General features: G+C 63.9%; 13 protein-coding genes and 1 riboswitch. Of the genes, 4 read left to right on the forward strand and 9 right to left on the reverse strand.

Annotation, left to right across the window (positions count from 1 at the left end; all coding sequences use genetic code 11):
* Positions 1 to 26: 26 nt before the first annotated feature.
* The 9 genes from tssH to tssA form a co-directional block, all read right to left on the reverse strand.
* Positions 27 to 2,738, reverse strand: a complete 2,712-nt coding sequence (gene tssH / locus VGE08_RS21320; protein ID WP_331069941.1) for a type VI secretion system ATPase TssH — start codon at positions 2,736 to 2,738, stop codon at positions 27 to 29.
* Between the two features lie 41 nt (positions 2,739 to 2,779).
* The gene (tssG, locus tag VGE08_RS21325; RefSeq protein ID WP_331069942.1) at positions 2,780 to 3,790 is read right to left on the reverse strand and encodes a type VI secretion system baseplate subunit TssG; all 1,011 of its coding nucleotides are present in this window, start codon (positions 3,788 to 3,790) and stop codon (positions 2,780 to 2,782) included.
* Positions 3,772 to 5,655 (reverse strand): type VI secretion system baseplate subunit TssF, encoded by a 1,884-nt coding sequence (tssF, locus tag VGE08_RS21330; protein WP_331069943.1) that lies wholly within the window; start codon positions 5,653 to 5,655, stop codon positions 3,772 to 3,774. The genes tssG and tssF overlap by 19 nt, the downstream gene beginning before the upstream one ends.
* A gap of 6 nt (positions 5,656 to 5,661) precedes the next feature.
* Positions 5,662 to 6,438 carry a type VI secretion system baseplate subunit TssE gene (gene tssE / locus VGE08_RS21335; protein WP_331069944.1) on the reverse strand — a complete coding sequence of 259 codons (777 nt, stop codon included), beginning with the start codon at positions 6,436 to 6,438 and terminating at the stop codon, positions 5,662 to 5,664.
* A gap of 13 nt (positions 6,439 to 6,451) precedes the next feature.
* Complete coding sequence (locus VGE08_RS21340) at positions 6,452 to 7,252, reverse strand: type VI secretion system accessory protein TagJ (protein ID WP_331069945.1); 801 nt, start codon at positions 7,250 to 7,252, stop codon at positions 6,452 to 6,454.
* A 128-nt stretch (positions 7,253 to 7,380) separates the two neighbouring features.
* The gene (locus tag VGE08_RS21345) at positions 7,381 to 7,863 is read right to left on the reverse strand and encodes a type VI secretion system tube protein Hcp (RefSeq protein WP_331069946.1); all 483 of its coding nucleotides are present in this window, start codon (positions 7,861 to 7,863) and stop codon (positions 7,381 to 7,383) included.
* A 114-nt stretch (positions 7,864 to 7,977) separates the two neighbouring features.
* Entirely contained in the window at positions 7,978 to 9,465 is a 1,488-nt protein-coding gene (gene tssC / locus VGE08_RS21350) for a type VI secretion system contractile sheath large subunit (RefSeq protein ID WP_331069947.1), read from the reverse strand.
* Positions 9,466 to 9,515: 50 nt separating this feature from the next.
* Entirely contained in the window at positions 9,516 to 10,025 is a 510-nt protein-coding gene (tssB, locus tag VGE08_RS21355) for a type VI secretion system contractile sheath small subunit (protein WP_331069948.1), read from the reverse strand.
* Between the two features lie 58 nt (positions 10,026 to 10,083).
* Positions 10,084 to 11,091, reverse strand: coding sequence for a type VI secretion system protein TssA (gene tssA, locus VGE08_RS21360; protein ID WP_331069949.1), 1,008 nt, complete (start codon positions 11,089 to 11,091; stop codon positions 10,084 to 10,086).
* Positions 11,092 to 11,601: 510 nt separating this feature from the next.
* Between tssA and VGE08_RS21365 the strand changes: the two genes are divergently transcribed.
* From VGE08_RS21365 to VGE08_RS21380, 4 genes are all read left to right on the forward strand, one after another.
* Entirely contained in the window at positions 11,602 to 12,861 is a 1,260-nt protein-coding gene (locus VGE08_RS21365) for a putative Na+/H+ antiporter (protein WP_331069950.1), read from the forward strand.
* 98 nt (positions 12,862 to 12,959) lie between these two features.
* Entirely contained in the window at positions 12,960 to 14,507 is a 1,548-nt protein-coding gene (locus VGE08_RS21370; RefSeq protein WP_331069951.1) for an acetolactate synthase large subunit, read from the forward strand.
* A 35-nt stretch (positions 14,508 to 14,542) separates the two neighbouring features.
* The gene (locus VGE08_RS21375; RefSeq protein ID WP_331069952.1) at positions 14,543 to 15,922 is read left to right on the forward strand and encodes an FAD-binding oxidoreductase; all 1,380 of its coding nucleotides are present in this window, start codon (positions 14,543 to 14,545) and stop codon (positions 15,920 to 15,922) included.
* Positions 15,923 to 16,067: 145 nt separating this feature from the next.
* The gene (locus tag VGE08_RS21380) at positions 16,068 to 17,753 is read left to right on the forward strand and encodes an MFS transporter (RefSeq protein ID WP_331069953.1); all 1,686 of its coding nucleotides are present in this window, start codon (positions 16,068 to 16,070) and stop codon (positions 17,751 to 17,753) included.
* 38 nt (positions 17,754 to 17,791) lie between these two features.
* A riboswitch (yybP-ykoY riboswitch) is annotated at positions 17,792 to 17,969 on the forward strand.
* Positions 17,970 to 17,971 lie beyond the last annotated feature (2 nt).

Here is a 17,971-nt window from a genome sequence, read left to right on the forward strand (position 1 = left end):
GCCAGACAACCCCTCTCAGGCCCTCTTCAAGCGAACGAGTATTTGAAGTCGACGCCGTCGACGGCGACGCCGATCTGGGCCGTGGGCTGCCCCAGCGACACGCGCTCCAGCAACTCGCGGCTGACCTGGGCCAGCAGCGTGTTGGTCAGGATCGCATCGATCATGCGGCCGCCGCTTTCCGGCTCGGTACAGCGCGAGGCGATCAACTTCACCACCTCTTCGTCGTAGCTGAGAGCGATGTCGTGCCGCGCCTTCACGCGCGACACGACGCGGTCGAGCTGCAGCCGGATGATCCGGCCGAGCATCGAGTCGCTCAGCGGGTAATACGGAATAGTGACGATGCGTCCAAGCAGCGCCGCCGGGAAGGTCTTCAGCAACGGCGCGCGCAGCGCCTTGGCGATGCCCTCGGGCTCGGGCAGCAGCTCCGGGTCCTTGCACATGCCCATGATCAGGTCGGTGCCGACGTTGGTGGTGAGAATGATCAGCGTGTTCTTGAAGTCGATGAGGCGGCCTTCGCCGTCTTCCATCACGCCTTTGTCGAACACCTGGAAGAAGATCTCATGCACGTCCGGATGGGCTTTCTCCACCTCATCGAGCAGCACCACGCTGTAGGGCTTGCGCCGCACGGCTTCCGTCAACACGCCGCCTTCGCCGTAGCCGACGTAGCCCGGAGGTGCGCCCTTGAGCGTGGAGACCGTGTGCGCCTCCTGGAACTCGCTCATATTGATGGTGATGAGATTCTGCTCGCCGCCGTACAGGGCCTCGGCCAGCGTGAGCGCGGTTTCGGTCTTGCCGACGCCGGACGGGCCGGCCAGCATGAACACGCCGATGGGCTTGTTCGGATTTTCCAGACCGGCGCGCGCGGTCTGCAGACGGCGCGTGATCATTTCGAGCGCGTGATCCTGGCCGATGACGCGCTGGCCGAGGGTCTGCGCCAGCTTCAGCACGGTCGCGACCTCGTCCTTCACCATGCGGCCGACCGGGATGCCGGTCCAGTCCGCGACCACCGACGCGACGGCCTGCTCATCGACGCTCGGCAGGACCAACGGTTGCTCGCCCTGCACCTTCGCCAGCTCTTCCTGCAAGGTCTGCAGTCGCGCAATGGCCGCAGCTCGTTCCTCTTGTGACATCGGCGCAGCACCCGCCGGATCGGCAGGCGCTGCTGCATTCGTGGCATCTGCTTTGCCAGTCGCCTCACGCAGCTTGCCGCGCAGGGCGAGGATCTCGTCGACGAGCTTTTTCTCGCTGCCCCATGCCGCCTGCAGCGTTTCGAGACGCGCCTTCTCCGATTCCAGCGCTTCGCGCGCAGTCTTCTCGCGGTCGGCGGTCTCGAGGCCGATCGCGGCTTCGCGGCCGATGATTTCCAACTCGGTCTGCAGCGCTTCGATGCGACGCTGGCTGTCTTCCACCTGCGCAGGCGTCGCGTGATGACTGACTGCAACGCGGGCACACGACGTATCGAGCAGGCTCACGGCCTTGTCCGGGAGCTGACGATCCGGAATGTATCGATGCGACAGCTTCACGGCGGCTTCGAGCGCCTCGTCCAGGATCTGCACGCGATGGTGCTTTTCCATCGTCGAGACGATGCCGCGCATCATCAGCACGGCCTTGTCTTCGGTCGGCTCTTCGACCTTGACCGTCTGGAAGCGGCGTGTCAGCGCCGGGTCTTTCTCGATGTACTTCTTGTATTCGGCCCAGGTCGTGGCGCCGATCGTGCGCAACGTGCCGCGCGCGAGTGCCGGCTTCAGCAAGTTCGCCGCGTCACCAGTGCCGGCAGCGCCGCCCGCGCCCACCAGCGTGTGAACCTCGTCGATGAACAGCACGATCGGCTTCGGCGACGCCTGTACTTCATCGATCACCTGGCGCAGCCGCTGCTCGAACTCGCCCTTCATGCTGGCGCCGGCTTGCAACAAACCGACATCGAGCGCGCGCAAAGCAACGTCCTTCAACGAAGGCGGCACATCGCCGGAAGCAATACGTCGAGCAAAGCCTTCCACCACCGCGGTCTTGCCGACACCCGCCTCACCCGTGAGGATGGGATTGTTCTGGCGCCGACGCATCAAGATATCGACGATCTGGCGAATCTCATCGTCGCGTCCCACCACGGGATCGATCTTGCCGGCACGCGCTTGCTCGGTGAGATCCACGGTGAATCTCTGCAACGCTTCCTGCTTGCCCATCTGAGCCGGCGCCAGCGCACCGCTGGCTTCGCCCGGTTCACCGCCCGCGATCTGCGAGCCGTCGCTTGCGCCAAGCGCGCTTTCCGGAGAGCTCGCGACGATCTTCGCGAAGTCCTCGGCGAGCTGATCCGCCTTGATCTTGTCGAACTCCTTGGAAATATTCGTCAGCACGTTCTTCAGCGACGGGGCCTTGAGCGCCGCCAGCAGGATGTAGCCGGTGCGGATCTGGCCGTCGCCGAACTTGAGCGTCGACCACACCCAGGCGCGCTCGGCGGCGTCTTCGATGTGCGCAGACAGGTCCGAAATGGCGGTTGCACCGCGCGGCAGGCGATCGAGCGCCTTCGTGAAGTCGCTCGCGAGCCGGCTGGGATCGATGTCAAAGGCGCGCACGATGTACGTCAGGTCGGACGATTGCTGCTGCAGGATCTGGTGCAGCCAATGAACCAGCTCGACGTATGGATTGCCGCGCAGCTTGCAGAACACGGTTGCGCTTTCGACCGACTCGTAAGCCAGCTTGTTCAGTTTGCCGAACAGCGCGACTCGACTGATGTCTCCCATGAGTTCCTGCTCCCGATCCCGTGTAAGTTGATGTTGGTTTGCTAGCGTGCCGCTGATTCTTGAATGACTACGTCCGCCGCATGCGAGCGGCGCTCGCCGAGCCAGCTGGTCCAGCCAAGCGGGCTTGCGCCGTCCAGACGCGCGCCTGGAATATCCACCTCGCGCAGTAACAGGCGCACCTGCCATTCCCATTCGTCGTTCGTGTACAGCCGCAACAGCGAATGCAGCTCCGCGAGGCCCGGCGCGCCAGGCAGAAAATTCTTGAACGTCGCGTGCGGCAGCGGCCCGAGCACGATCTCGAACTTGTGCTGGCATTGCCAGGTCGCCGCGCCCAAGGTCGCGTTGCTGCCGAGCGCCGCCGCTTCGCGACCGCCGAGGCGGCAGCGCAAGTCATCGGGAATCTCCATCCAGGAGCCGATGAACTGTCGCACTTCGACATCGATGCCGAAGTAGTCGGCGAGCACCGCTTCCAAACCTTCGGCCGAACGCGGCTGCGCGGCGAACAAGCCGGCGCGGGACAGCTTCGCGTAATCCGGCGTCGAGTCGGCATCGCGTGCACTTTCCGGCGCCAGGCCGATGAGTGCGCCCACATACGTGCGAAACCGGTCGCTGTCGGGCCGGTCCAGGCTAACCGCCGGTTCCGACTCCGCCCAGGCGCGATAGAACAGCGAAATCAGCCGGTGCTGAAACAGGTTGAGGAAGTCGACGATGGTTGCGTCGTCCTTGTGACGACGACGCTCATAGGCCAGCTCGGTCAAGTGCAGCGGCAGTGCGCCGTTGGGGCCGAACAGGCCGAACGCAAACTGCTCCAGATGCAACGTGCCGTCTTCTGCATGCTCCAGTTGCGCCACATCGCACGGAGCAAACGACAAATGCGGGGCCTGGCCAAGCCGCACCGCATCGTCGCCGGCCTTGCGTGCTTCGCCAAGCCGAGGGTTTGCCGCGAATACCTGTTCGAGCAGCCGCAGGGCCGCGAACAGAGTGTAGCCGTGCGGCCGCGACTGCAGCTCCGCCAGCGGCTGGATGGGCGCATTCAGATCGAGCGTCGGCATCCCACCCTCACCGGCCAGGTTTTGACGACGCCGCGCGACGCCGACGCGAGCCGGGTCTGCGTGAACGAATTCAATGAAACGTAGCGAGCAAAGAACCGCTCCAGCACGCTACCGAGAGAAACGATGCCGGCGCCTTCGAACGCGGCATCATCCAAGGTCAACGTGATTTCCAGGCCGCGCGCGTAACTGATCGGACCCTCGATGGGCGCACGACGCACGACCGTGTCGTATCCCACACTGCGCACACCTTCGACTTGTCGCAGGCCGGTCACGTCGTTCTGATCCACGTACAACGCGAGCATGTCTCGGAGCATCTCGGCGCCCGCCTCCGGCGTGCGCTCGATCAGCGACAGATAATTGAGCGAGAGATGGCTCACCAACTTCCACGCGGTCGCGCCAAAGCCTGGCGACTGCCGCGGATAGCTGGGCCCTGAAATGCAGCGGACTGCCTCCACGGGCGCGCCGCCTTCCACCGTAAAATCCGAGCGTGCCTGACCGGTCGCAAGCTGGATCGGCAAGTCGCGGTTCGTACACAGCGCCTGGACATCGAGCTGCCGGATTTCGCCAGTGAGCTGGCGCTGCGCGCCATCGACGAGCGATACGAAACATTCGCTGCCGACATAGGTGGAGCGCGCGCCGGTTTGTTGCTGGCGTGCGGACATCAAACGCGGTCGTCGCTGGATCGTGTAGTACGCGGCGTTCCGGGTCTCTCCACCATGACCGACCGAATAGAACGGGCGAATCTGCGTGATCGATTCACCGCCGGCGCCGATGCCTTCCATCTTCTGCAAACTGTGGACTTCGAAGTCCATCGGCCGGTTGCGATCCGGCACCAGGTGATATTCGGTCTGCTTGTTATTGACGTGCACCCGGTCCAGGGCCCGGGGAAACAAGTTCACCGCCGGAGTACAGAACAGGCGGAAATGCGCCGCATCCAGCGCATTCTCCAGTCCCTGCTGGGCTCGCTCCATCGCCAGATAGATTTCGATCTCGTCGCCATCGCAGGTCTGCACCGCTTCGCGCAGATCGTGCAGCGAGAAGAACAGGAAGCGCTCGGCGAACGCGAAGTACTCCTGCAACAGTCGATAGCCCTGAAAGCTTTGACGCGTCACCGGCAGCAGCGCTTCGCCGTCATCGAGCCCGACCTGACGAACGCTCGCGGCCGGACGGAAGTGCACCATCGCGGACTGAGCATTGGTAGCGCGCGGCGAGCGGATGTACATCCCCATGCAATCGGCGGCCACCTGCTCGAAGATCCGATGCGCCAGATCCGGCGTCGCCTTCAAATAGAAAGTGAGCGAATCGAGCGGCAACTGCTTCATCTTGACGCCCGGCGCCGTCTTCAGGCGCAGGCGAATAGCGGCGCGCGCGCGTCCGTCCGTGGCCACTCCTTGCGTCGCCAGCGCACCCGAACCCGATAGATACTTGGCTTCCGCGACGATCAGCGGCCACAACGTCACGTCATGTGCAGTACGAAACTCGCACGAGATCCGATCGCCCTTGACCAGCGGGCTACGCAAACTCGTACCGCGCTTTACGAGGTGGCCCGTATGCAATGCACTTTCCTTGAGATCCGGCGCCAGCTCGACCACCGCGCACGACGGCGTCGGTTGCAGGAAGTGGGGGTACACCAACTCGAGCAGGTGCTGCGTGAAATCCGGATGGCGCGCATCGAGCTTGAGCTGCACGCGGGCCGCAAGAAACGCAAACCCTTCGAGCAGCCGTTCGACATAGGGATCGGAGCACTCGACGCCGTCGACGCCGAGGCGCGAGGCGATACGTGGATAGGCCTGCGCGAACTCCGCGCCCATCTCACGAACGAACTGCAGCTCGCGGTTGTAGTAATCGAGCAGGCGTGGATCCATCGGCGCTTATCTCACACCGGAGTCGGCGATGCTCACATCGCCGGAATCGACATCGATGCTGGTGCGCAAGACCAGATGCTGAGGGGTCGGTTGTCCCCACAGCTGCGCTTCGATGCGGAAGGCAAGCACGTGAGTTTCGCTGCCATCGTCGCCCAGCTCGGGCACTACGCGCACGCGCGACAGGCGTGGCTCGAAATTCGCGATGGCGGCCTCGATCCTGCTGCTGATGCTCTGGGCTTCCACCGAGCGCGCCATACGCCCGGCGAGCGAAGGCATGCCGTAGTTCAGCACGGAACGCTGCACGTATGGATAGTCGGCAAGATCGATAGAGGCGTCGAGGCTGCCGCAATTGAGCAACGAAGCCAGGTCGCGGCATACATAGTCGCGCAACCTGCGGATTGCCATCGAACGTTGCTCCGCCGTCTCCGCATTGGGGTTCGGCACGTTGCTGGTTGTGAACTCGCAGAAAGCCTGCAGCGCGATGCCTTGCGGCGCGCCCGGAGGTTTGAGCGTCAGCGCTTTCAGTTGCGAAGGTGTGGTGCGTCCAACACCCGCGGAGAATCGCAGCAGGATCCTCGGGTGCTCGTCGCTGTTGGTTTCACTGCGGCCGAGGAATTGCAGCCCCTGCCCCTCGAGGATGGCACTCAGCTCGCGATCGGTCAGTCCCAGGCGTTGCAGCTCGGCGTGCGCCACGCTCACCTCGTACAGGGTGAGCAGCCGCTCGTCGTCGATCAGGCGATCGAACAGCGCGGGCTGGAGGCGTTCGCGGAGACTGAGTTCCATCGGACCGCCCGCATCAGTCGGCTGCGGGACCGAGCACGATCTCGCGCACCTCGAGCAGGCCGAGCTCTTCGGCATCGCTGGTGAGCACGCGCTGGCCGAGGCCGGCGTATTGATCTCCGCCCAGCTCGCGCCACTCGGTCTTGCGAGACAGGCGAATCATGGCGTCGTCGCTGCGCTCCGATCCCGGATAGCGCACGGGCAACAAGCCCATGGCCTCGCCGCCATTGGTCCAGGTGAGCTGCGCCGGAATCCACACCAGATCACGTGCATCCGACGGTGGCTCGATGATGATGCTCTGAATGCGCTCGAACGGCACCCAGTAGTAGGCACCGTTCAGCAACACTTCCAATACCGGGCCGAGGCGCGAGTCCGCGTCCGCGATCCATTCGCACGCTGCGCCATTGATGGTTCCGGGAGTAGGCGCTGCCAATTCGAGCGCCGCGTTTCTTGTCGATGCGGCCTGCGCCGCCTGTCCGCCCGCATCCAGTGCGAGCGCCTGTAAGAGAGATGCGATCCAGGGCAGCGGCTCGCCGAACACCAGTGGCGAACGCTTGCCGGCGAACACGTCCGCCCGCAGCCGCTCGCATTGAATAGCCGCGCTGTACGCATGTTTCATCGGCAAGGCGCCGGCATCCAGATCGGCGGCGACCGACAGCTGATTGAGCGCACGTTCCCAGTCGCCCGTCAGCATGAGCAATTGAGCCAGAAAGACGCGCAGCTTGCTGTCCGCCGGTTGGCGCCGCACGTCGTTCTGCAACTGTGCGATGCTGCCCGCAAGATCTCCCGCACCGAACAGCTCTTGGGCCTGGCTCATACGTCACCCGGAATCGGCGGCACTGTTCGCAGAATGGCGCCGCACATGATGAAAACCGCGCGCCAGCTGCGCTCCCCGCCGATGGCGGGGTCGGCGCAGCGTGACGCGTTCGCCTCGTGGCGTATGCCTTACGCCTTGGTGTTTTCGGCGATGTTCCAGCCGAACGCCTGCGGCGTGCCCTTGCCGCCCTTCTCGTTCTGCGTGACGTACTCGACCTTCACCTGCGCGAAGTTGAGCGTCACGTTTTCCGTCAGGCGTTCTTCACCGCCGCTGCCGCCGGTCGAATAGGAGGCCACCATCACCTTGGTCAGATCGATCACCAGATACTCCAGCGGCGTCTCGCCGGCCTTGCGCACGATCAGCTTGCCCTTGCCGAAGTGCTTGCCGTTGGCGCAGTAGAGCATCAGATTCGGCGAAGCCGCATCGATGTACTTGGTGATGGAAATATCCTGGAAGTTCGCCTTACCGGCGCCGGCGCCGGCGCCGTGGTGCAGGGTGCCGGTGTTGGACAGGCCCCAGGACCAAGCGAGAATGTCGATTTTGTCCTTGTGGACCTTGTCGACCGACTCGCCCTTGACGCCTTCCAGCTCGAGAAACATATCGACTGCCATGATCGCGATCCTTTATTGAGTTGCTTGTTTCGACTTGCTTGTTTCGAGTTGCTTGTCGTGCCCGCGCCGCTCGCTCCTATGCGCCCGGCGCCCCCGCTGTGCCGCTGGCGCGGATCAGCCTTGCTTCTGCGAAGGCAGCCGCGAGACCAGACTCAGCGTCACGCTCACGCCTTCGAGTTGATAGTGCGGGCGCAAGTAGAACTTGGCCGCGTAGTAGCCCGGATTGCCTTCGACTTCCTCGACCTTCACTTCGGCGCCGGCCAGCGGCTTCTGCGCTTTGAGGGTCTCGCCCGCGTTCTCGGGATTGCCCAGCACGTAGCCCATGATCCAGTCGGACAGGAAGCGCTCCATGTCCGCGCGTTCCTTGAATGAGCCGACCTTGTCGCGAACCATGCACTTGAGGAAGTGTGCGAACCGGCAGCTCGCGAACAGATACGGCAAGCGGGCCGACAGCCGCGCGTTCGCGGTGGCGTCCGGATCGGCATATTCAGCCGGCTTCTGCAGCGACTGCGCGCCGATGAAGGCCGCCGTATCGGTGTTCTTGCGATGGATCAGCGGCATGAAGCCGCAGTTCGCCAGCTCCGCCTCGCGGCGGTCGCTGATGGCGATCTCGGTGGGACACTTCATGTCCACGCCGCCGTCGTCGCTCGGGAAGGTGTGCACCGGCAGCCCTTCGACCGCGCCGCCCGACTCGACACCGCGAATCGACGAGCACCAGCCGTAGTTCTTGAAGGAACGGTTGATGTTGACCGCCATCGCGTAAGCCGCATTGGCCCACGTGTAGCGGCTGTGATCGCCCGCGCCGGTCTCTTCCTCGAAGTCGAACTCTTCGACCGGGCTGCTCTTGGCGCCATACGGCAGGCGCGCCAGGAAGCGCGGCATCGCCAGGCCGAGGTACTTGGCGTCGTCCGACTCACGCAACGAGCGCCAGGCCGCGTAGTCCGGGGCGGCGAAGATCTTGCCGAGATCGCGCGGATTGGCCAGCTCCTGCCAGGAGTCCATGCCCATCAACGTCGGGCTGGCGCCGGCAATGAACGGCGCATGCGAGGCGGCGGCGATCTGCGCCATCTGCCCGAGCAGCTCCACGTCGCCCGGGGTGTGATCGAAGTGATAGTCGCCGACCAGGCAGCCGTAGGGCTCGCCGCCCAGCTGGCCGTATTCCTGCTCGTACAACTTCTTGAACAGCGGGCTCTGGTCCCACGAGGCGCCTTTGTACTTCTTCAGCGTCTTGCCCAGATCCTTCTTGGAGATGTTCATGACGCGAATCTTGAGCTGCTCGTCGGTCTCGGTGTTGCTGACGAGATAGTGCAGGCCGCGCCACGCGCTCTCGACCTGCTGGAAACGCTCGTTGTGCAGGATGACGTTGATCTGCTCGGTGAGCTTCTGGTCGATCTCGGCGATGATCGCCTTGATGGTGCCGACCACGTCATCGGAAATGACCGCGGTTTCACGCAGCGCCTGCTCGGCGAGCGTGCGCACCGCGCGCTCGACCTCGACGCGGGCGCCGTCGGTCTTGGGTTTGAATTCTTTCTGCAGAAGCGCGGCAAATTGATCCGCCTCCGCGACGACTTGTGCCTCTGCGGCCTGTTTGGCTTCAGCCATGTCTGGACCCCTTCAGGAAATGATGTTCGTCATGCGCGACACTGGGGCGATCACTCGGCCTTGTCGGCCGGCTTGGCCTGCTCGACCAGCGATTTCAGCAGCGCTGGATCGTTCAGTGCCTTGGCGATCAGCTCCTCGGCGCCGGCCTTGCCGTCCATGTAGGTGATCAGGTTGGACAGCTGCGAGCGGGCCTCGAGCAGCTTGTTCAACGAGTCGACCTTGCGCGCCACCGCGGCCGGCGAGAAGTCGTCCATGCTCTCGAACGTGATATCGACCTGCATGTTGCCCTCGCCGGTGAGCGTGTTCGGCACGCTGATGGCGACGCGCGGCTTCATCGACTTCATGCGCTCGTCGAAGTTGTCGACGTCGAAGTTGACGAACTTGCGGTCATCGACGCCGGGCAGCGGTTCCTTGGGGTCGCCCGACAGATCCGCCATGACGCCCATGACGAACGGGATCTGCACTTTCTTCTGCGCGCCATAGACTTCGACGTCGTATTCGATCTGCACGCGCGGCGCGCGATTACGCGCGATGAATTTCTGACTGCTGGGCTTGGCCACGACTCATCTCCCGTGAACTGATGGCTGCTGATAGTTGTCGGCTCGATCCGAAAAGGCGCTACTCGCTGTTCTCCCGCACGCCGCTGGCCGCCTTGGCCTGCTCCAGGGCATCTGGCGCCAGGTCTTCGAGCATGGCCAGGAAGTCCTTGCCGACCAGGCGCTTGGCGCGCTCGATCAGCAACGGCACCGGACTGGAGGGTTCGTTGGTGCGGAAGAACGTGGCGACGGCATCGAGGGCGCGAGTGGCATCTTCCCGGCTGCGAATGGCGCCGACCGCGACCGTGGTCGTACCTCCAGCAGACACCGGACCGGATTCGGCGGCTGCGTCGCTGGCCTCGCCTGCCACCGGCCCGCGTGTGCCCAGGTGATCGGTCACCAGCTTCAGCGTGCGCTTCAGCGGCGTCGTCAGGTTGTTGAAATCCGGCGCTGCCTGCACGCCGCCGGCGGAACGCATCTCGTCCTCGATCGCAGCGAGGCTTTGGATGGCGTCATCGAGTTGTTGCTTCAGCCCGTTGAGATCGTCGACTTCGGTCGCGCTCAAGTGGGCCTGCAGCTGCGCCGCGTCGATCGACGGCGACTCGCCCTCCACCGGTGCGATCTGGTTGGTCGCGATCTCGATATCTCTAATCGACAGCGGCCCCAGCACCCGATGGACCATGAGGGGGGTGCGGCGCAGGCCGTCGATGACGGCCATGCGGTCTGCAAAGCCGTTCAATGCGTTACGACGCAGGATCGCGTCCTCGTCGACGCGCGGGAAGACTTCGGCGGGCCAGGTCGTGAGCCAATGGGATGCGACCTTGAGCGTATCGGCGAACGCCGCGAACCCCTCGGCCCGCAACAGCGCGCTCCCCAGGTGGGTGAGCAGGCGAAAGTCCTTGCTGGTCGCCATGGCCTCCAGCGACCGGTCGCGAATTTCGCGCCAATCGGTCTCCTCGCCCAGGGGAGCGGTCTGGCCAAACAAACGGTAAGCGTCGAACGAGGCGAGCAACTGCGTGTCTTCGAGATCGGCCCCACAGGGCTGATCCGCCGCAATCGGCTCGAGTAATGTCGTCAGTGCGCTATGCATGCCTGCCGTTATTGGTTCTTGTAACCGTTCTTGTCGATATCAAACACCGCGCGCCGGCCCATTCACCCGCTCCAGTGCACGCAGCGCGCCAAGAATGAACCAATTCACCTTGAAGTCAACGATTTGCTTTGTAATATGTCGACCAGTTCCGCGGCCGGCGAAGCCCGATTCCCCGGCCCCCGGCACCCTGCCCGGGCTGATGGATGATCGCCATCAGGTGGCGCGCCTGACGATGCGCCGGCATGGTGCACCCGTCGCGGCCCACCCCGGCTGGACGCGCGATCTTATTGCCGGATTGTCAGGTCGCAGCCCGCTGCGTCAACGCCGACTCGCACGTTCGCAAATGGCATTGCGGTCGATACGACCGCTCGCCATGTCAAAGATCGTCGGTTGTCTGCTCGCATCAATTCGATACACTCGCGCGCCTGGGTGTCGGACGACGACTCGTGCGGCAGGTTGCAGCGATGGTCGGGCCGCCACGCGGTTGTGCCGTGCCTGTCCGCTGTACCCATGAATCTCGAAACCGACCCGCTGCTGCAAAAAATCGCCGCCCTGCTCTTCGCGCTCGCGCTGCTCCACACGTTCTCGACCAAGCAATTCGAACGCCTCGCGGCGCGCTCGCCTCGTCACGCGGGTTTGTTTCATCTGCTCGGAGAAGTCGAAGTCGTCTTCGGTTTCTGGGCTGTCGTACTGATCGCCAGCATGGCGCTGATCGGCGGCGGCTCAGGCGCGGTGGAGTATGCCGAGTCGCGCAACTACACCGAACCGCTGTTCGTGTTCGTCGTGATGGTCATCGCCGCTTCGCGCCCACTGCTTCGCGCCGTGGAAGCGAGCTTGCGTACGCTTGCTCACGTCGTTCCCGCACCCACCCCGCTCGTTAGCGCCTGGCTCAGCCTTGCCGTGGTTCCGTTGTTTGGCTCGCTGATCACCGAGCCTGCCGCAATGACGATCGCGGCCTTGATGCTTTCGCCCCAGGTGTTTCAACCTTACGTACCGGAGCGCTCCAAATATTTCGCGCTCGGCGTACTGTTCGTCAACGTCTCGATTGGCGGCACCTTGACGTCCTACGCCGCGCCTCCGGTGCTCATGGTCGCCGGCACCTGGGGATGGGACTCCGGCTTCATGCTCGCGAACTTTGGCTGGAAGGCCGCGATCGTGGTGATGATCAATGCCACCGTAGCCACGATCGTGCTGCGACCGAATCTCCGACAGGCAATCGAGGTTCGCGAGCACGAACCCGTTCCCCTGGCGGTCACTCTCGTCCACATCGCCTTCCTGGCCGGCGTGGTGGCGTTCGCCCACCATCCCATCATCTTCATGGCCTTGTTCCTGCTGTTCCTGGGCTTCACCCAGGCGTACGAGCGATTCCAGAACCCGCTCATTCTCAGGGAAGCATTGCTGGTCGGCTTTTTTCTCGCCGGACTGGTGGTACTGGGCGGCATGCAGCGCTGGTGGCTGCAGCCGATCGTCGCCGCTCTCGAGCCGCTGGCATTGTTTGCCGGTGCGCTGGGACTCACCGCGATCACCGACAACGCCGCACTCACCTATCTCGGCTCGTTGATCGAAGGCATTGCCGATTCGTCGAAGTATATGCTGGTCGCCGGAGCCGTCGCCGGCGGCGGACTGACGGTGATCGCCAACGCGCCCAATCCCGCGGGAGTGGCTTTGCTGAAGCGAGGGTTTGCCGATGAGACCATTGGCGCAGGCGGCCTGTTGCTGGGCGCCGCCGGCCCGACCTTGCTGGCGGCCGCTGCCTTCCTGCTTCTCTAGGAGCCGCGGCGTCCGACCGGGCTCGCGAATTGATCTCGATCAAATTGCAACATGACGCGTGGAGCATGATCTGTATGACTACTGCCGCGAGACTCGATATGAATGGAGCCGAAGCCCTCATCCGCACCCTGCACAGCTGCGGCGTAGATGTGTGCTTCGCCAATCCCGGCACCTCCGAAATGCAACTGGTGGCCGCGATCGACCGGCAGGAAGGCATGCGGGCCATTCTCGGCTTGTTCGAGGGAGTGGTCACGGGGGCCGCCGACGGCTATGGCCGCATGGCGGACAAGCCCGCGGTGACGTTGTTGCACTTGGGTTCCGGCATGGGCAATGGTCTCGCCAACCTGCACAATGCCCGCCGCGCCGCTTCGCCCATCATCAACATCGTGGGCGAACATGCGACTTATCATTTGCATTTCGACGCTCCGCTCACGTCGGATATCGCCGGCATCGCTGCGCCGGTATCCGACTGGGTGCGCACCTCGCGTTCCTCGCGAGATCTGGCGCGAGCAGGAGCTGAAGCTTTCAGCGCCGCGCAAACCTATCCTGGAAAAGTTGCCACGGTGATCGCGCCTGCGGACCACGCCTGGTGCGAAGGAGCCGCGGCCGTCGCTCCTGCTCCACCGGTGCCCGCGCCACGCAGTCCGAAAGCGGCAGTGGATGCGGCGGTTGCCGCTCTGCGCTCGGGGAAAGGCGCCAAATGTTTGTTTCTCGGCGGGCGCGCGCTTCGCGAAGACACGTTGTGGTTGGCGGGTCGCATCGCAGCCGCAAGCGGGGCGCGCCTGGTGTGCGAAACATTTCCCGCCCGACACCAACGGGGAGCGGGACGCGTGCCCGTCGAGAAACTGCCGTACTTCGGCGAACAGGCTCGGGCCTTCCTCGAAGGACTCGAAACCATCGTATTCTGTGGCGCGGAACCGCCAGTGTCGTTCTTCGCCTATCCCGGCAAGCCGAGTTGGCTGTCACCGGACAAATGCAACATGGTCCGTCTCGCGTCGGCACGTGAGGATGCACGCGCAGCGCTCGAAGAAGTCGCGAGTGCGCTCGATGCGCCGGCCCAGCCAGCCAACGTGCAGCAAGCGCAACGCGTGCCGTGCGAAGAAGGCAAGCTCAATCCAGCCAAAGTGGCAGCCGTGCTTTGCGAACTGATGCCCGAAAACGCCATCGTGTCGGATGAAGCCGCAACCGCCACCCTCGCCCTGTTCCCCATGACGGCGGGCGCCAGGCCGCACGACTGGCTGACTCTCACGGGCGGAGCGATAGGCCAGGGATTGCCTCTTGCAGTCGGCGCCGCGGTGGCATGTCCGGATCGCAAGGTCATCGCCCTCCAGGCCGATGGCTCGGGCATGTACACGAACCAGGCGTTGTGGACGATGGCGCGCGAACAGTTGGATGTCGTCACCATCATTTTCAACAACGGCTCGTACGCCATCCTCAACATCGAACTGCAGCGCGTGGGCGTGGGCGCACCAGGACCGAAGGCACTCTCGATGCTCGATCTGACCCGGCCGGCGATCCACTGGACGCACCTGGCGCAGGGCATGGGAGTTCCTGCTGTGCGCGCCGCCACGACAGCGGAATTCCGCCAGGCACTGACCGAAGCACTGAACATCAAGGGACCTCGGCTGATCGAGGCCATGCTTTGATGAGGCCGATCAGCCGAGAGGCATAAGGAATTGATATGACTTTGCTTGCAGACATCCACAGCCTCGTCGGAGACAAGGGCCTCATCACGGGCGCCGACGCTGCCGCCCGCCCGGCGGACTGGCTGGGTCGTGAGCGCTGCGAAGCGATGGCCATCGTGCGGCCGGCCTCGACTGCCGAATTGTCCAGAGTCATGAAGCTCTGCCACGCCGCACGCCAGCCAGTGGTGCCCGCGGGAGGACTGACGGGCCTGGTGCATGGTGCGAAAGCCGGTCCCGAGGAGTTGCTGATCTCGCTCGAACGCATGCGCTCGATCGAGAGCATCGATCCGATCGGGCGCACCATGACCTTGCAAGCGGGCGTTCCGCTGCAAGCGGTCCACGAAGCAGCAGCCGAGCATGGATTGATCTACGGAGTCGATCTCGGCTCGCGCGGCTCCTGCACCATTGGAGGAAACATTTCCACCAACGCCGGCGGCAACACCGTGATTCGCTACGGCATGACACGGGACAACGTGCTCGGTCTCGAAGCGGTGCTGGCCGATGGCACGATCGTCTCGTCGATGAACACGCTGCTGAAGAACAACGCGGCTTACGATCTGAAGCAGCTGTTCATTGGCAGCGAAGGCACGCTCGGTTTCGTCACGCGGGCAGTGCTGAAGCTGCACCCGGCGCCGGCCAGCGAAGCGACCGCCATCGTCGCCATCGACGGTTTCGACAACCTCACCGGATTCTTCGCGCACGTCGGCCGCCGGCTCGGCGGGCTGGTCCGCTCGTTCGAAGTGATGTGGAACAGCTACTATCAGCGCATCGGCGTCGACAGCGGCCGTCATCAACCGCCGCTGCCCGCCGGGCACGATTTCTACGTGATCGTCGAGGCCGCCGGCAACGATCCCGATGCAGACAGCGCGTTGTTCACCGAAGTGCTCGGCGCTGCGATGGAAAAGTCCCTGGCCGCGGACGCCGTGATCGCCTCCTCCAAGTCGCAGCATGACGCGATCTGGGCGATCCGCGAGGATGTGGAAGGACAGATAAAAACATTCATGCCCGGCGTCGCTTTCGACGTGAGCCTGCCGATCATGCGCATGCAGGAGTACATCTCGGGCCTGCAGGAATCCCTGCCCTCGGTCTGCGGCGCCACGGCCATGATGGCCGTCTTTGGCCACATCGGCGACAGCAACCTGCACATCGTCATCGCTCCGCGGCCCTGGAGCCCGGAAGCGAAACGCCGCGCCGAGGAGATGGTCTATCACCCGCTGCTGGCCATCGGCGGATCGGTGTCGGCCGAGCATTGCATCGGCCTCGACAAGCGCCAATGGCTGCCGCTCTCACGCAATGCCGAAGAGCTTGCGCTCATGCGTCAGTTGAAAGCGGCCCTCGATCCGTTCGGCCTGCTCAACCGCGGCAAGGTTTTATAGTCATCACATTCCAGCGACGCTGCGGCGGCCGATGCCACGGCGTGCCGATCGCCCCAGACCCGGGCACGATCGCAGAACTCTAGCCTTGTAAATATCCCACGACCGCCCGCGAGAAGGTCGCACCTTCCCGCGGTATCATTGGCCGATGCTCCAGGCCACTGCCCCTGCCGCCGAGGACTCGCCACCGGTCTCGGCGCTTTCGCCATTCCGGTTTCCGGTGTTCCGCTCGATCTGGTTCGCGAGCATTCTGTCCAACCTGGGCGGGATGATTCAGACCGTGGGCGCGGCATGGATGATGACGTCCATAGCGGAATCGGCCGACATGGTGGCGCTGGTCCAGACGTCCGTAGCGCTGCCCATCGTGCTGCTGTCGCTGTTCGCTGGAGCGATGGCGGACAACATGGACCGGCGCAAGGTCATGCTGGGTGCGCAGATTTTCATGTTGCTGGTGTCCGTCTCGCTCACCGTCTGCGCCTGGCTGAATGTGATCACCCCCTGGTTATTGCTGTTGTTCACGTTCCTGCTTGGATGTGGCGCGGCGTTCAACGGTCCTGCCTGGCAGGCATCCGTCGGCGACATGGTGCCCAGACCGCATCTTCCAGGCGCGGTCGCCATCAATAGCATGGGCTTCAACATTGCTCGCAGCGTGGGCCCCGCGATCGGCGGCGTAATCGTGGCCGCTGCGGGAGTGGCAGTTGCGTTCGCAGTGAATGCATCGAGTTATATCGCGCTCATTCTGGTACTGGGACGTTGGCGGCCCGTGCGCCCGCCTCAGCTCCTGCCGCGAGAGCCTTTCGGACTCGCAGTCGCCGCGGGCATTCGTTATGTGTCCATGTCGCCATCCATCCAGCGAGTGCTGGTTCGCGGCGCGGTGTTCGGCATGGGCGCCAGCTCGGTGCTGGCGCTGCTGCCGTTGGTGGCGAAGGACCTGCTGAAGGGCGGCCCACTTACTTATGGCTTATTACTGGGCGCCTTCGGCGTGGGCGCGGTGCTAGGAGCATTGACCAGCGCACGACTTCGCCAACGAATGTCGTCGGAGGGATTGACGCGTGCATCGAGCATCGCTTTCGCCATCGGGGCGACTGTCACGGCTTTCAGCACACAAGCGCTGTTGACCATACCGATGCTGATGCTGACCGGAGCTGCGTGGGTACTTGCACTCTCGACTCTGAACGTCTCCGTTCAGTTGTCGACACCGCGTTGGGTCGTGGCGCGAGCACTCTCTCTGTATCAAGTGACCACCTTCGCCGGCATGGCGCTGGGCAGTTGGCTGTGGGGCATCATTTCCGCGAGCGACGGCGTGCGGCTGGCGTTGGTTGCTGCGACTCTGGTCCTGCTGATCTGCACGGCGATGGGCTTGCGAATGCCGCTGGCGGAAACCGACGATCTCAATCTCGATCCGTTGCGCCGCTGGCAAGCTCCGGAAACCGCCGTCCCCGTCGAGCTGCGCACCGGGCCAGTGGTCATCACCGTTGAATATGTGATTCGTGAAGAAGATGTGCTCGAGTTCCTCACAACCATGGCGGAACGACGGCGCATTCGCAAACGCGACGGCGCGATGCACTGGACTTTGATGCGCGATCTGGCCGATCCGCAGCTCTGGGTGGAGCGATTCACGCTACCGACCTGGCTCGAGTACATCCGCCACAACAATCGCATGACGCAGGACGACGCGACAGTTCCCGAACGCCTGCGCGAGTTGCATCAAGGGCCCGGCTCGCCAGTGGTCCGCCGCATGATCGAGCGGCAGACCGCCGCGCTGCCGGCCGGCCACGTATCCACACCGCACGATCTCGCTGAGCCATTGACCGATCCTTCGCGCTCTTCGTGAGCGCCAGCTTGAGTATCGGCGCCCAACCCGGTATCTTCGCGCCCGTCACTGGGGAGTAGCCGCCCTACGCAACGTAGGGAGCCGACGTCAACAGACTTGGTCGTAGACCATGGCGTCGGCGGCATCAGCTAGGCGAGACCTTTGACTTTGCGTGCCACCGCCGGGGCCGGCGTGGACGTGAAGTCATGGGTATTACGCAGCTGGCCCCGGGAGTCTTC

The sequence above is a fragment of the Steroidobacter sp. genome (genome assembly GCF_036406195.1).
Lineage (GTDB): Bacteria > Pseudomonadota > Gammaproteobacteria > Steroidobacterales > Steroidobacteraceae > Steroidobacter.

What these genes read in the sequence shown, in the direction of transcription:
- tssH (WP_331069941.1), bottom strand. Translation starts at nt 2,738, where the DNA reads ATGGGAGACATCAGTCGAGTCGCGCTGTTCGGCAAACTGAACAAGCTG.
- tssG (WP_331069942.1), bottom strand. Translation starts at nt 3,790, where the DNA reads ATGCCGACGCTCGATCTGAATGCGCCCATCCAGCCGCTGGCGGAGCTG.
- tssF (WP_331069943.1), bottom strand. Translation starts at nt 5,655, where the DNA reads ATGGATCCACGCCTGCTCGATTACTACAACCGCGAGCTGCAGTTCGTT.
- tssE (WP_331069944.1), bottom strand. Translation starts at nt 6,438, where the DNA reads ATGGAACTCAGTCTCCGCGAACGCCTCCAGCCCGCGCTGTTCGATCGC.
- VGE08_RS21340 (WP_331069945.1), bottom strand. Translation starts at nt 7,252, where the DNA reads ATGAGCCAGGCCCAAGAGCTGTTCGGTGCGGGAGATCTTGCGGGCAGC.
- VGE08_RS21345 (WP_331069946.1), bottom strand. Translation starts at nt 7,863, where the DNA reads ATGGCAGTCGATATGTTTCTCGAGCTGGAAGGCGTCAAGGGCGAGTCG.
- tssC (WP_331069947.1), bottom strand. Translation starts at nt 9,465, where the DNA reads ATGGCTGAAGCCAAACAGGCCGCAGAGGCACAAGTCGTCGCGGAGGCG.
- tssA (WP_331069949.1), bottom strand. Translation starts at nt 11,091, where the DNA reads ATGCATAGCGCACTGACGACATTACTCGAGCCGATTGCGGCGGATCAG.
- VGE08_RS21365 (WP_331069950.1), top strand. Translation starts at nt 11,602, where the DNA reads ATGAATCTCGAAACCGACCCGCTGCTGCAAAAAATCGCCGCCCTGCTC.
- VGE08_RS21370 (WP_331069951.1), top strand. Translation starts at nt 12,960, where the DNA reads ATGAATGGAGCCGAAGCCCTCATCCGCACCCTGCACAGCTGCGGCGTA.
- VGE08_RS21375 (WP_331069952.1), top strand. Translation starts at nt 14,543, where the DNA reads ATGACTTTGCTTGCAGACATCCACAGCCTCGTCGGAGACAAGGGCCTC.
- VGE08_RS21380 (WP_331069953.1), top strand. Translation starts at nt 16,068, where the DNA reads ATGCTCCAGGCCACTGCCCCTGCCGCCGAGGACTCGCCACCGGTCTCG.